Annotated in this window: 10 protein-coding genes; 3 read left to right on the forward strand and 7 right to left on the reverse strand. The window is 68.0% G+C overall.

All coding sequences use genetic code 11. The features are described 5' to 3' along the window. Positions 1-84: 84 nt before the first annotated feature. The 7 genes from KOD61_RS00110 to dnaA form a co-directional block, all read right to left on the reverse strand. A complete protein-coding gene (locus KOD61_RS00110) occupies positions 85-756 on the reverse strand; it encodes an energy transducer TonB (RefSeq protein ID WP_215219072.1) in 672 nt (223 codons plus the stop codon). 149 nt (positions 757-905) lie between these two features. Next, on the reverse strand, positions 906-2,141 hold the full coding sequence (locus KOD61_RS00115) for a tetratricopeptide repeat protein (protein ID WP_215219073.1): 1,236 nt from the start codon (positions 2,139-2,141) through the stop codon (positions 906-908). Positions 2,142-2,249: 108 nt separating this feature from the next. After that, positions 2,250-3,068: a M48 family metallopeptidase gene (locus KOD61_RS00120; RefSeq protein WP_215219074.1), complete on the reverse strand. Its 819-nt coding sequence runs from the start codon at positions 3,066-3,068 to the stop codon at positions 2,250-2,252. A 76-nt stretch (positions 3,069-3,144) separates the two neighbouring features. Continuing rightward, positions 3,145-5,616 (reverse strand): DNA topoisomerase (ATP-hydrolyzing) subunit B, encoded by a 2,472-nt coding sequence (gyrB, locus tag KOD61_RS00125; protein WP_215219075.1) that lies wholly within the window; start codon positions 5,614-5,616, stop codon positions 3,145-3,147. Positions 5,617-5,744: 128 nt separating this feature from the next. Then, on the reverse strand, positions 5,745-6,860 hold the full coding sequence (recF, locus tag KOD61_RS00130) for a DNA replication/repair protein RecF (protein ID WP_215219076.1): 1,116 nt from the start codon (positions 6,858-6,860) through the stop codon (positions 5,745-5,747). A gap of 103 nt (positions 6,861-6,963) precedes the next feature. Beyond that, the gene (dnaN, locus tag KOD61_RS00135; protein ID WP_215219077.1) at positions 6,964-8,064 is read right to left on the reverse strand and encodes a DNA polymerase III subunit beta; all 1,101 of its coding nucleotides are present in this window, start codon (positions 8,062-8,064) and stop codon (positions 6,964-6,966) included. A gap of 254 nt (positions 8,065-8,318) precedes the next feature. Continuing rightward, positions 8,319-9,650: a chromosomal replication initiator protein DnaA gene (gene dnaA / locus KOD61_RS00140; protein ID WP_215219078.1), complete on the reverse strand. Its 1,332-nt coding sequence runs from the start codon at positions 9,648-9,650 to the stop codon at positions 8,319-8,321. Positions 9,651-9,848: 198 nt separating this feature from the next. On the opposite strand from dnaA, the gene rpmH reads away from it, so the two are divergent. From rpmH to yidC, 3 genes are all read left to right on the forward strand, one after another. Continuing rightward, the gene (gene rpmH, locus KOD61_RS00145; protein ID WP_031374044.1) at positions 9,849-9,989 is read left to right on the forward strand and encodes a 50S ribosomal protein L34; all 141 of its coding nucleotides are present in this window, start codon (positions 9,849-9,851) and stop codon (positions 9,987-9,989) included. A gap of 79 nt (positions 9,990-10,068) precedes the next feature. Continuing rightward, positions 10,069-10,548 carry a ribonuclease P protein component gene (gene rnpA / locus KOD61_RS00150; RefSeq protein ID WP_215219079.1) on the forward strand — a complete coding sequence of 160 codons (480 nt, stop codon included), beginning with the start codon at positions 10,069-10,071 and terminating at the stop codon, positions 10,546-10,548. A gap of 15 nt (positions 10,549-10,563) precedes the next feature. Then, on the forward strand, positions 10,564-12,264 hold the full coding sequence (yidC, locus tag KOD61_RS00155) for a membrane protein insertase YidC (protein WP_215219080.1): 1,701 nt from the start codon (positions 10,564-10,566) through the stop codon (positions 12,262-12,264). Positions 12,265-12,322 lie beyond the last annotated feature (58 nt).

The raw sequence follows: 12,322 nt of genomic DNA on the forward strand, positions 1-12,322 counted from the left end.
TCGTGGAAGAAGGGACTACGAGTTACAGCAACTGTGACTCAACCGCGTGTGCCGGGGATGAACCTGGGGCCATCCCGGCCGTGGTCAGTTGAGGTTGAAATCGACCGGGACGCGAACCCGGCTCGCAACCGCGACACCGTTTTCGATCTGCGGGTTGAAACGCCACTTGCGGGCCGCGTCGACCGCCGCGCGGTCCAGGTCGCGGTTGCGACTGGACTTCTCGACGTCGATGTCGATCACGTTGCCCTGCGCATCGATGCTGATGACCAGGATCACCGTGCCCTCGATCTGCGCACGCAGCGCGCTCGGGGGGTAGGTCGGCGGGTTGCGCGACTTCGACGACGGATCGACCGAACCCAGCGTGTCCTGCGGGGCGGGCGGCGCCGGCGGGGCCGGCGGCGGCGCCGGGACGTCGACCGGGCTCGGGTCGTCCACCACGATCGGCGGCGGCTCGGGCGGCGGCGGCAGCGGGGTCGGCTTCGGCGGCGACAGCTCCTTAGGCGGAGTGATCGGCTTGGGCGGTTCCGGCGGCGGCGGCGGCGGCGGCGGGGGCGGCGGTGGTGGCTTGATGATGTTCACCAAGGTCACCTCTTCCTCGGCCTTGTCCTGCGGCGGAGGCGCCATCGGCGCAAGCAGCAGCAGCAGTGCCGCACAGTGGACGGCGATCGCCATGGTGATACCGGCGATACGTGCCCAGTTCAACCCTTCGTCGCGGTCGTCGTGTGTGTTAACGGGGTTTTCCAAGTCTTGCGTCATTGCGCCGTCAGCTCGGGGAGGAAAGCCGGGCGCTGGCAGGCGCCGCGGGAGGTCTGGCTCTCATGGGGTTTGACGCCACGGGAACCTCCTAGGATATACCAAAGTCCGTTGGCGGTTCCAAGCGGATTCTGGCGTTTTCGTGATGCCGGTTAGTCGCTCGCGGCCTTGATGATGCCGCGTGCTTCCGCCGGGTCCGGGACGCCCTTCTCGAGCGCGCGCCCGGCGGCCTCACCCGCCTCCGCGTCACGTCCCTCGTTGAGCAGGACCTTGGCGAGGTTGAGGTAGGTGCTGCCGTCGTCGTCCAGCGGGGCCGCCTTGCGGTAGGCCTCGATGGCCGGCGCGATCTGGCCGGAGAAATAGTACGCCTGCGCGAGCGCAACGCTGGTGTTGAAGTCCTCGGCCAGGATGCCCTTGTCGACGCCTTCGTTGATAACGGCAATCGCCTCGGCCTCTTTACCTTCCATGTTGATGTAGGTGGTGTACAGCTGCTGGTACTCGACCGCCTCGGTCAGCTGGCCGCCGGTGCGCAGCTTCTCCAGCACCGCCAGCGACTTGTCCTGCATCCCCGCCTGCTGGTACACGGCGGCGAGGTTGAGCTGGGCGCGGCGGTCGTCGGGCTTGGCGGCGGCCACCTGCTCGGCCATCCGCACCGCTTCGTCGGCATTGCCGCTTCGCGCATGGGCCTGCATCAGCAGCGCCTTCCATTCCGGCTTCGGATCGTCGCTGGCATCGATGGCCTGCTGCATGACGGCAGCCGCCTCCTCGTTGCGGTCCATCAGGAACAGGGTCTGTCCCTTCATCATCAGGGCTTCGGCGTCGCCGCCGCCGGTTTCGCCCAGGAAACGGTCGTAGGTCGCCAGCGACTGCTCGTATTGCTTCTGCTGCTGCTGAAGCTGCGCGAGGTTGAGCATCATCGCGTAGTGGTTGTTGTTGTCGAGCGCATCGAGCGCGACGATCCGCTCGAACATCTCCAGCGCCCTGGCGGTATCGCCGGCGTCGTAGGCCACTTGGGCTGCCGTCTGGGCGGCCAGCGCCTTTTCGTAGTTGCTGGTGTCCTCGCTGGCCAGCAGCGATGCGGCGATCGCGCCCGCCTCGGCGGACTTGCCCTCGGCCTGCAGGTCGACCATTTCCTGCAGCTTCTTGCCCGTGCGGCCCGAGGTCTTCAGCCCCGGCGACTCGCGGGTGGCCAGCGGGTAACGCTGCTGCGCCTCCTTCGAGGCCCGGGAACTGCGCCGGTCGGAACGCTCACGCCGTTCGATGCGCTGGTCGGACGCGGGGTTGGCACCGGTGTCCTGGGCCAGCACGGCGGGCGACAGCGTCAGCGCCATCGCGGCACCGGCGATCAGCGCCATCGAACGGCGGTATCGGGAGATCTGGATTGTCATGGGGGCCCCACAGGAATCGCGGACGGATGATGCAGCGTTGTCCAAGGGGGGTGAACCTAGCAGAAAGCCCGCTTCGGCCGCCATCTTGTGGGTCGGGTTTTTTCGTGCTTACCCGCAGCTGGGCTTGCGCCCGGCTGCCTGCGCCTGCTGGTACACCGGCATCAGGTCGGCCGCGCGCGCGCGCAGCTCGGCGATACGGCTCTGCGGTTCGGGGTGGGTGGAAAGCCACTCCGGACCTCGGCTCCCGCCCGCGGCGATCATGTTCTGCCAGAGGTTGACCGCCTGTTCCGGGTTGAACCCCGCCTCTGCCATCAGGCGCTGTCCGACGATGTCGGCCTCGGACTCCTGCGCCCGGTTGTTGGGGAGCAGGAACGCGGCCTGGACCGCGGCGCCGCCGAGCTGCTGCGTGGTCTGCGCGGCGCCCGACCCGTACTGCGACCCGACCAGCGCGCCAAGGATGCCGATGCCGGCCTGCGCGCCCATTTGGCGGGTGACACGCTCGTCATGGTGGCGGGAGACGACGTGGCCGATCTCGTGCGCGATGACGCCGGCCAGCTGGTCCTGGTTGCGGGCCACGCTGAAGATCCCGGTGTACAGGCCGACCTTGCCGCCGGGCAGGGCGAACGCGTTGGGCTCCTTGTTGACGAACAGCGCGCTTTCCCAGCCCGTCTGCCAGCCCGAGGGCAGCTGGCGGGTGATGGCACTGACCACGCACCGCATGTAGGCGGTCTGGCTGGAGTTGGTGCTCTGCGGCAGCTTCGCCTTGTACTCGGCGAACGCCTGCGCGCCCATCTGGTTGAGCTGCTCCTGGGGCACCGCGCCGACCTGCTGGGTACGGCCGGTGGGGGAGGTGGTGGTGGCGCAGGCGGCGGTGACCGCCGCGATCGCCAGGCCGAGCAGCAACGGTTTGATGGGCGCGGATTTCATGGGCGCGATTCCTGTTCCGGGACGGTTCTTGTAAGCCGCCCCGGATGAATGGGCCGTCAAAGCACGCGGGACTGGTTCAGATGTCGAGATTGGACACGCGCAGTGCGTTTTCCTCGATGAACTCGCGGCGCGGCTCGACCACGTCGCCCATCAGGCAGCTGAAAATCCGGTCGGCCGCGACCGCGTCCTCGATCCGGACCTGCAGCAGCCGGCGGGTCTCCGGATTGACCGTGGTCTCCCAGAGCTGCTCGGGGTTCATTTCGCCCAGGCCCTTGAACCGCTGGATCTGGCGACCCTTCTTGGCTTCCTCCAGCAGCCACGCCTGGGCCTCGGCGAAGCTGTCGACCGGCTGCGCGCGGTTGCCGCGGACGATCTGCGCACCCTCGCGGACCAGACCGTGCAACTGGGCAGCGGCCTCGCGGACCGCACGCAATTCGCCGCCTTCGAACGCGGCCAGCGGGAGCATCTGCAGGAGTTCCTCGCCCATGTGGGTTCGGCGGACCAGCAGCGCGGCCGGGTGGGCGTCGGTGGCCGGCTGCAGGCTGACCGCATAACGCGGCTTGCCCAGGCCACTGCGATTGAGTCGCTTTTCCAGCGCGTCGAGCTCGTGGCGCTCGTCGACGTTCTCGCTCAGGTGCTCGGTGTCGAGCGGGGTGAAGTCGATCAGCGCCTCCAGCACCAGCGGGTCGTAGCGGTGGGCGTTACGGGCGATCGTCTCGCGAGCGCCGGCGTAGGCCAGCAGCAGCTTCTCCAGCGCGCCGCCGGTGATCGGCGGCTCGCCGTCGGCGGGCACCAGCGACGCGTTCTCGACCGCGTTGCCGGCCAGATACGCATCCAGCGCCGCGTCGTCCTTGAGATAGAGCTCGTTCTTGCCCTGCTTGATCTTGTACAGCGGCGGCAGGCCGATGTAGATATGGCCGCGTTCGAGCAATTCGGGCATCTGCCGGTAGAAGAACGTCAGCAGCAGGGTGCGGATGTGGCTGCCGTCGACGTCCGCGTCGGTCATGATGATGACGCGGTGGTAGCGCAGCTTGTCCGGGTTGTACTCGTCCTTGCCGATCCCGGTGCCCAACGCGGTGATCAGGGTGCCGACCTCGGCCGACGCCAGCATCCGGTCGAACCGCGCGCGTTCGACGTTGAGGATCTTGCCTCGCAGCGGCAGCACCGCCTGGTTCTTGCGGTTGCGGCCCTGCTTGGCGGAGCCGCCGGCCGAGTCACCCTCGACGATGAACAGCTCCGAGAGCGCCGGGTCCTTCTCCTGGCAGTCGGCCAGCTTGCCGGGCAGCCCGGCAATATCGAGCGCGCCCTTGCGGCGGGTCAAGTCGCGGGCCTTGCGGGCCGCCTCGCGGGCACGGGCGGCGTCGACCACCTTTTCGCAGATGGCACGGGCTTCCTGCGGGTGTTCCTGCAGGAACTCCTGCAAACGTGCGCCGAAAGTATGCTCAACAACGGGTCTCACTTCGGATGAGACGAGCTTCTCCTTGGTCTGGCTGGAAAAGCTGGGGTCCGGCACCTTGACCGACAGCACCGCGATCATCCCTTCGCGCATGTCGTCACCCGACAGGTTCACCTTAGCCTGCTTGGCAATGCCGTTCTGCTCGATGTAGTTGGTCAGGGTCCGGGTCAGCGCCGCGCGGAAGCCCTGCAGGTGGGTGCCGCCGTCCTTCTGCGGGATGTTGTTGGTGAAGCAGAACATCGTCTCCTGGTAGGAGTCGGTCCACTGGATCGCCACGTCGACGGTGATGCCATTCTGTTCGCCCGACACCGCGATCACGTTGGGGTGCAGCGGGTTCTTGAGTTGGGCCAGGTGCTCGACGAAGGAAGCAATGCCGCCCTCGTACTGGAAGACGTCGCGCTTGCCCTCGCCACGCTCGTCCTGCAGCGTGATCTTGACCCCCGAGTTCAGGAAGGACAGCTCGCGCAGGCGCTTGGCCAGGATGTCGTAGTGGAACTCGACGTCGCTGAAGATCTCGACCGACGGCTTGAAGCGGAGCAGGGTGCCGCGCTTGGTGGTCGCCTCGACCTGCTTGAGCGGGTACAGCGGCTCGCCCAGCGAGTACTCCTGGCGGTGGTGGTAGCCGTCGCGCCAGACGTCCAGCCCCAGGTGCTCGGACAGGGCGTTGACCACGGACACACCGACACCATGCAGGCCGCCGGAGACCTTGTAGCTGTTGTCGTCGAACTTGCCGCCCGCGTGCAGGACGGTGAGGATGACTTCGGCGGCGGAAACGCCTTCTTCCTTGTGGATGTCCACCGGCATGCCGCGGCCATTGTCGAGCACCGATACCGAGCCGTCCTCGTGGATGGTGACGATGATGTTGTCGGCGTGCCCGGCCAACGCCTCGTCGACCGAGTTGTCGACCACCTCGAACACCATGTGGTGCAGGCCGGTGCCGTCGTGCACGTCGCCGATATACATGCCGGGACGCTTGCGCACCGCCTCGAGGCCGCGCAGGACCGTGATCTTGCTGGAGTCGTAGGCCTGCGATTGGGCGTTGCCCGACTCGGGGTCCTGGGGCGACGAAGGTTCGTGCTCGATCTGGGTCATGCGCAACGGGCTCCGACGACGTGGCGCGTCCGGACGGACGCCCCATGCCGAAAATCACTGTAATAAGTGGGTTCAAGTATAGCGGACGCGGCCACCCGAAGCCTGCGGCAGGCTGTCCAACGGCTGATTCAGGCGGGCTCCGCGGGCGCGATCCGGCCATGTTCCACGTGGAACCGAACGACACCGGACGAGCCGGACGCGAGCGCCGCAGGTACCGCGGTGCCGGTCACCAGTACCTGCGCGCCACTGGCTCCAAGCCGTTCAATGACGCGCATCTGGTGCGAGTGGTCCAATTCCGAAGCCAGGTCATCGAGGGCGATGACCGGCCATTCCCCGCACCAGGACGCCAGATGTTGGGCTTGGGCGAGCAGCGCCGATAGTGCCACGAGTTTCGCCTGCCCGCGGGACAGGGCTTCGCGGCCGGGGAGGGCGGAAAAACCGAGGCGAAAGTCGGCGCGGTGGGGGCCGACCGAGGTAAAGCCGGCCTGCTGGTCGCGCGCGCGGTTTAGCAGCAGCGCATCGGCCAACGGCACCTCATGGCGGCGCCAGCCTGGCGCGTATTCCAGGGCGACATCCCCCAGTGAAGGGACAAGATCCCGCCCGATCTGACGGTACGCGGGCTCCAGCATCGTCAGGTAGCCCTCGCGGTGGCTCGACAGCTGCTCACCCGCGGTCGCCAGCTCGTGATCCCAGGCGTCCAGCTGCGCGGAGCCGCCGCGGGACTTCAGCAGCGCATTACGCTGCTTGAGGGCGCGCGAGTACCGGCGCCAGATCGGCATGAACTCGTGTTCCACGTGGAACAGGCCCCAATCCAGATACCGACGTCGCGTGTCTGCCGAACCGCTCACCAGCGCATGGCTGCCCGGTTCGAAGGTCACAACGGCGAGCGCCGCGATCAGTTCGCCCAACTGGCTCACCTGCGCCCCGTCGATCCGCCCGCTCCAGTCCGCGCCGGAGTGGCGCAATCCTGCACGGCGGGTGACGCCACCCCCGGCATGCGGCGTCCCGGACCCGACCTGCTGCCATTCGACGAATACCTCGAGGGCCGGCGCTCCGGTCCGGATCAGGCCATCGCGCACCCGTCCCCGGAAGCTGCGGCCATACGCCATGAGATGCAGCGCTTCAAGCACGGTGCTCTTGCCCGCACCATTGTCGCCGGTGATCACGTTGAGTCCCGGGCCCGGGCGCCAGCTCGCCTCTTCGAAGCGCCGGACATTGCGAAGATCGAGTCGGGTTACCCGCACACCGCCCCCTCTGCCGGGCTGCGCGTCTGCCACACAGCAGCACGCCCGGACGGGCCGGGCGCGCATTCAGACTCAGTTTGTTCCACGTGGAACACCGTTCGCGTTACAGCCGCAACGGCATGACGACGTGGCGGCAGCGGTCGTTGGAAGCCTCGCGCACCAGCGCAGAGGAGTTCGCGTCGCGAAGGGCGAGGGTGACCTGCTCGTCCTTCAACGCGGTCAATGCGTCGAGCAGGTAGTTGACGTTGAAACCCACCGACAGGTCATCGACCCGGGTGTCGGCCTCGACCTCTTCCTGCGCCTCTTCCTGCTCGGGGTTGTGCGCACTGATCTTCAGCTGGCCCGGCGAAACCTCGATGCGGACGCCGCGGTACTTCTCGTTGGACAGGATCGCGGCGCGCTGCAGCGAGGCGCGCAGGACCTCGCGGTCGATCCGGACCTCCTTGTCGGCGCCGATCGGAATCACCGCCTCGTAGTCGGGGAACCGGCCATCGATCAGCTTGCTGGTAAAGGTCACGTCGTCTCGCTTGACCCGGATGTGGCCTCGGCCCATTTCCAGCTCCAGCTCGCGCTCTCCACCTTCCAGCAGCCGCTGCAGCTCGGTCACGCCCTTGCGCGGCACGATGATCTGCCGCTTGGTCTGGGCGCTGCCCTCGTAGGCTGCCTCGCACAGGGCGAGGCGGTGGCCGTCGGTCGCCACGCAGCGCAGGCTGTCCTCGCGGAGGTCGAACAGCAGGCCATTGAGGTAGTAGCGCACATCCTGCTGGGCCATCGCGAATGCGGTTCGCTCGATCAGCTCCTTCAGCGTCGCTTCCGGCACGCGCACGCGCTCGGTGGCCTCGACCTCGTCGATCGACGGGAAGTCGTTGGCGGGGAGACTGGCCAGGGTGAAGCGCGAGCGCCCGGCCTGCACCGTCACCTTGTCGGCGCTCTGGCTGATCGAGATACGGCTGCCGTCGGGCAGGGCGCGGACGATGTCGAACAGCTTTCGCGCCGGGATCGTGGTTTCACCATCGGCGGCGTCCTCGACCGCGATGCGCGAGACCATCTCGACTTCCAGGTCGGTGCCGGTCAGCGACAACTGTCCGTCGCGCACCTGGACCAGCAGGTTGGCGAGCACGGGCAGGGTCTGTCGCCGTTCGACCACGTTGACGACCTGCGCCAACGGCTTGAGAAACACTTCGCGTTGCAGGCTGAAACGCATGCGGTCCTTCCCCTATGCCCAATACAAAAGAGTTGAATAAATCAAAAGCTTGGTGGTGATGGAGCGTCCGGAAATCCGGGAAAACACGCCTAACTCGTTGAACTTACGGCGTTTTGTAGCCCTTCAATCTCCGGGACAACTCCCCGCCGGAGCCGGGGACATGCTGTGGACAATTTTGCGGGCGTGCCGGCCGGGCCGGCTTGTCCACAACTTGTCCTCAACCGGTGCACATCGTTCGCGCACCCGGTCGAACGCTACTCGCTGAGCTTTCGGATCAGCTTGTCCCAGTCCTCGCGCATCTTGCCGTCCGTCTCCATCAGGCTGCGGATCTGGCGGCAGGCATGCAGCACGGTGGTGTGGTCGCGGCCCGCGAACGCGTCGCCGATCTCGGGCAGGCTGTGCTCGGTCAGTTCCTTGGTCAGCGCCATCGCCATCTGGCGCGGACGGGCGAGCGAGCGGGTCCGCCGTTTCGACAACAAGTCCTTGATCTGCAACCCGTAGTAGTCTGCCACGGTCTTCTGGATGTTGGGGATCGAGATCGACTGCTGCTGCGAGCGCAGCAGGTCGCGCAGGGTCTCCTGGGCGAACTCGGTCGTGATCGCCCGGCCGGTGAAGTTGGCGCGGGCTGCCAGCGTATTGAGCGCGCCCTCCAGGTCGCGCACGTTGGACCGCATCTTCTTGGCCAGCAGGTAGGCCACTTCCTCGGGGATCTGCGCGCCACGCTCGGCGGCCTTGGACAGCACGATCTGGGCGCGGGTCTCGAAGTCCGGCGGGTCGATCGCCACCGACAGGCCCCAGCCCAGCCGCGACTTCAACCGTGGCTCCAGCCCCTCGACCTCGCGTGGGAAACGGTCGCAGGTGAGGATGATCTGCTGCTTGCCGTCGATCAGCGCGTTGAAGGTGTGGAAGAACTCCTCCTGGGTGCGGTCCTTGCCGGCGAAGAACTGGATGTCATCGATCAACAGCGCGTCGACCTGCTGGAACTGCTTCTTGAACGCCGCCATGCCATTGGTCTTGTCCTGCAGCGCCTTCATCAGCGCGGCCAGGAACTGCTCGCTGCGCAGGTACAGCACGCGCATCGACGGGTCGGCCGCGCGCATCGCGTTGCCGGCGGCGAACATCAGGTGGGTCTTGCCCAGGCCGGTGCCGCCGTACAGCAGCAACGGGTTGTGGGCGCGGTCGCCGGGCTTGAGCGCGGCCTGCCAGGCGGCGGCGCGGCCGAGCTGGTTGCTCCGGCCCTCGACGAAGTTGTCGAACGTGTAGTGGCTGTCCAGGTTGCCCACGAACGGCTCGGAGGGCAGGGCGGCAGTGGGACGGGCCGACGGCGCGGCGGCCACCGGGGCGGCCGGGCGCGGCAGCGAGCCGACCTCCAGGCTGACATCGTCGTTGCCGGCGAAGTGACCGAGCAGCTCGCGGATCCGGTCCAGGTAGCGCTCGCGGACGTGTTCGACCACGAACGCGTTGGGCGCGTACAGCACTGTGGCGCCGTCGCGGCGGCTGGCCTGCAGGGGTTTGAGCCAGGTGTGGACGTCTTCGGCCGGAAACTCGGCTTCGAGGCGTTCAAGGCAGCGGGGCCAGACGTCCATAGGGTGTGTAATGACCGTGGTGCGTGAAGACATGGACGGACCCCGCGCGCGGCCGGAGGGCCTCGGCGCCGGGGCGAATAGGGCCGGCCAGACTAGCACCGGGCACCGCCGGGGAACAGGGAAAGGCCGGGCCGGCTTGACCGCACCATCGGGCGGCCGCTAGAATTTCCGGTTCCGCATAAACCCCAGAGCCGTACCATGGCCACCAAGCGCACCTATCAGCCCAGCAACCTCAAGCGCAAGCGCGACCACGGCTTCCGTGCCCGCATGGCGACCGCCGACGGCCGCAAGATCCTCGCGCGTCGCCGCGCCAAGGGCCGCAAGCGTCTCTGCGCCTGATCACCACGTTGCCGGTTCCGGGTATCCCGGGCCGCACGTAGTGTCGCGACGGCCGCCCATCGCCGCCGTCGCCTTCCAGATGACCACGAACCGCTTCCCGCGCACCGCGCGGGTTCGCGCGCGTTCCGACTTCGACCGCATATTCAAGCACGGCCGGCGCGTGGCGCTGCCCGTGCTTGCGTTGCATTGGCACCGGCCGTCGCCGGATGAGGTCGTCGTGCCCGCCGCGCCCGAAACCGGGCCGCGGCTGGGCCTGGCGGTGTCGCGCAAGGTCGACCGCCGTGCGGTCGGCCGTAACCGGATCAAGCGCGTCCTGCGCGACAGCTTCCGCGAGCACCGCGGCCGCCTCGCCGGTGGCGACTACGTCGTCGTCGCCCGGCCGGCCGCCGCCCAGTGCACCGGTCCGCAGCTGCGGACGGCCTTCCTCGACCTGCTGCGCCGTGCCGGTGCCCTGCAGGCCGCGTTGCCGGCATCCGCGGCGGCCGTCACAATGCCGGCGCCGGCCGACTCGGCCGAGCCATCCCCACCTTTTCCCGCGCCGCCTTCGGGCGGCGGCTGAGCCTGCCGGTTACCCATGAACCAGACCCGTGTATTCCTGATCTTCGCCTGGCTGATGGTGGCCACCCTGCTGTGGATGGCGTGGGACAAGGAACAGGCGATACCGTCGCCGGCCAGCGAGGTCGCGGGCATGCCCGCGTTGCCCGGCGACGCCAGCGTCCCGTCGGTCGACGCCGCCCCGGTCGTGCCGGTGGCGGGTCAGCCCGTGCCGGCCGCCAGTGCCAGCGCCGCGGCACCGGCCGCCACCGCGGTCACGGTGCGCACCGACGTGCTGGAGGTCGTGCTCGATGGCGGCGAGATCCGCCAGGCCGACCTGCTGGGCTACCCGAGCACTGCCGACGAGGACAGCCCGCCCGTGCGCCTGTTCGCGCAGGACCCGGCCAACTACTTCGTCGCCCAGAGCGGCTGGGTCAGCAACAGCGGCGCCGCGCCGTCGCACCAGGCCGGGTTCGAGTTCGACCGCGCCGCGCTCGCTCCGGGCGCCGACCTCTCGCTCGACGCGGGCGAGGAGCAGGTGGTGGTTCCGTTCACCTGGACCGGCGCCGACGGCGTGACCATCCGCCGCACCTACACCTTCAACCGCGGTGACTACGTGGTGCAGGTCCGCGACGAGGTGGTCAACAACGGCGCCTCGCCGTGGCAGGGCTTCGTCTACCGCCAGCTCAGCCGCGTGCCGCGCGCGCTCAAGTCGTCCGGTCCGATGAGCGTGGAGCAGTACAGCTTCCAGGGCGCGGCGTGGTTCGGCGGCGGCGAGTACGACCGGCGCGACTACGAGGACTTCGTCGACGACGGCCCGCTCAACCTGCAGGTCACCGGCGGCTGGATCGCGATGCTCCAGCACCACTTCTTCGGCGCGTGGATCCCCGAGCGCGGTGACACCAGCACGTTCTCGCTGGCCACCCCCAGCGGTACCGGTGGCACCCACTACCTGATCCGCGAGCTCGGTCCCGGTGTCAACGTCGCGCCCGGCGCGACCGCCGCCACCCAGGCCCGGCTGTGGGTCGGCCCCAAGCTGGTGGCCAACATCCAGTCCCAGCAGGTGCCGGGGCTCGAGCGCGCGATCGACTTCAGCCGGTTCAGCATCATGGCGACCCTGGCCGGCTGGCTGTTCTGGGTGCTGGCCAAGCTGCACGGCCTGTTCGGCAACTGGGGCTGGGCGATCGTCGGCCTGGTGGTGATCATCAAGGCGGTGATGTTTCCGCTGTCGGCCGCGCAGTACAAGTCGATGGCCAAGCTGCGCAAGTTCCAGCCGCGCATGGCGCAGCTCAAGGAGCGTTACGGCGACGACCGCCAGAAGCTGCAGCAGGCCATGATGGAGCTGTACAAGAAGGAGAAGATCAACCCGGTCGGCGGCTGCCTGCCGCTGCTGGTGCAGATGCCGGTGTTCCTGGCGCTGTACTGGATGCTGGCCGAGTCGGTCGAGCTGCGCCACGCGCCGTGGATCCTGTGGATCGACGACCTGACCGCGCGCGACCCGTACTTCGTGCTGCCCGTCATCAACATGGCGCTGATGTGGGCGACCCAGAAGCTCAACCCGATGACCGGCATCGACCCGATGCAGGCCAAGATGATGCAGTTCATGCCGCTGGTGTTCGGCGTCATGTTCGCGTTCTTCCCGGCCGGCCTGGTGTTGTATTGGGTGACCAACGCGGGACTGGGCCTGGCCCAGCAGTGGTGGATGATCAGGAAGTACAGCGAGGCGCCGGCCAAGGCATGAGCCTGGCCCCGCCGGTGACGAAAGCCCGCCGCCCGGCGGGCTTTCCATTTGGGCGTTC

The sequence above is a fragment of the Lysobacter luteus genome, from assembly GCF_907164845.1.
GTDB classification, from domain to species: Bacteria; Pseudomonadota; Gammaproteobacteria; order Xanthomonadales; family Xanthomonadaceae; genus Novilysobacter; species Novilysobacter luteus.

What these genes read in the sequence shown, in the direction of transcription:
- KOD61_RS00110 (WP_215219072.1), bottom strand. Translation starts at nt 756, where the DNA reads ATGACGCAAGACTTGGAAAACCCCGTTAACACACACGACGACCGCGAC.
- KOD61_RS00115 (WP_215219073.1), bottom strand. Translation starts at nt 2,141, where the DNA reads ATGACAATCCAGATCTCCCGATACCGCCGTTCGATGGCGCTGATCGCC.
- KOD61_RS00120 (WP_215219074.1), bottom strand. Translation starts at nt 3,068, where the DNA reads ATGAAATCCGCGCCCATCAAACCGTTGCTGCTCGGCCTGGCGATCGCG.
- gyrB (WP_215219075.1), bottom strand. Translation starts at nt 5,616, where the DNA reads ATGACCCAGATCGAGCACGAACCTTCGTCGCCCCAGGACCCCGAGTCG.
- dnaN (WP_215219077.1), bottom strand. Translation starts at nt 8,064, where the DNA reads ATGCGTTTCAGCCTGCAACGCGAAGTGTTTCTCAAGCCGTTGGCGCAG.
- dnaA (WP_215219078.1), bottom strand. Translation starts at nt 9,650, where the DNA reads ATGGACGTCTGGCCCCGCTGCCTTGAACGCCTCGAAGCCGAGTTTCCG.
- rpmH (WP_031374044.1), top strand. Translation starts at nt 9,849, where the DNA reads ATGGCCACCAAGCGCACCTATCAGCCCAGCAACCTCAAGCGCAAGCGC.
- rnpA (WP_215219079.1), top strand. Translation starts at nt 10,069, where the DNA reads ATGACCACGAACCGCTTCCCGCGCACCGCGCGGGTTCGCGCGCGTTCC.
- yidC (WP_215219080.1), top strand. Translation starts at nt 10,564, where the DNA reads ATGAACCAGACCCGTGTATTCCTGATCTTCGCCTGGCTGATGGTGGCC.